The organism is Streptomyces sp. SID13726, assembly GCF_010548375.1.
Taxonomy (GTDB): domain Bacteria; phylum Actinomycetota; class Actinomycetes; order Streptomycetales; family Streptomycetaceae; genus Streptomyces.
In genome coordinates this window covers 1-425 of sequence record NZ_JAAGLY010000528.1, presented here as the reverse complement: position 1 = coordinate 425, position 425 = coordinate 1, and the positions used below count along the sequence as shown (strand labels likewise).

The window sequence follows — 425 nt, the reverse complement described above, 5'->3', positions numbered from 1 at the left end:
GAAGGTCGTGAGCCGGGTAGCGCCGAGCGACGCGGCCGCCTCCTCGACGTCGCGGTCGAGCTCGGCGAGCACGGGCTGCACGCTGCGGACCACGAAGGGGAGGGTGACGAAGAGGAAGGCGAGGAAGACGGCGGCACGCGTGTTGGCGACGTCCACCCCGAGCGGCCCCGACGGCCCGTACAGCGCGAGCAGCACGAGACCGGCCACGATCGTCGGGAGCGCGAACGGGATGTCGATGAGGACCTCGAGGAGCCGCTTTCCGGGGAACCGGTCGCGCACGAGGACCCACGCGACGAGCGTGCCCATGACGACGTTCACTGCGGTGACGGCGAGCGCCTGGGTGACCGTGAGGGTCAACGCCGCCGCCGTCTGCGGCTGCGTGACCGCCGCGAAGAAGGCCGGCCACCCGCCGGCGGACGTCTCGA

Annotated in this window: 1 protein-coding gene; it reads right to left on the bottom strand. The window is 72.5% G+C overall.

All coding sequences use genetic code 11. From position 1 onward, the window contains the following. A partial coding sequence (locus G3I78_RS48945) for an ABC transporter permease subunit (protein ID WP_203616560.1) occupies nucleotides 1–306 on the bottom strand: 306 nt, incomplete at its 3' end. Nucleotides 307–425: the final 119 nt, after the last annotated feature.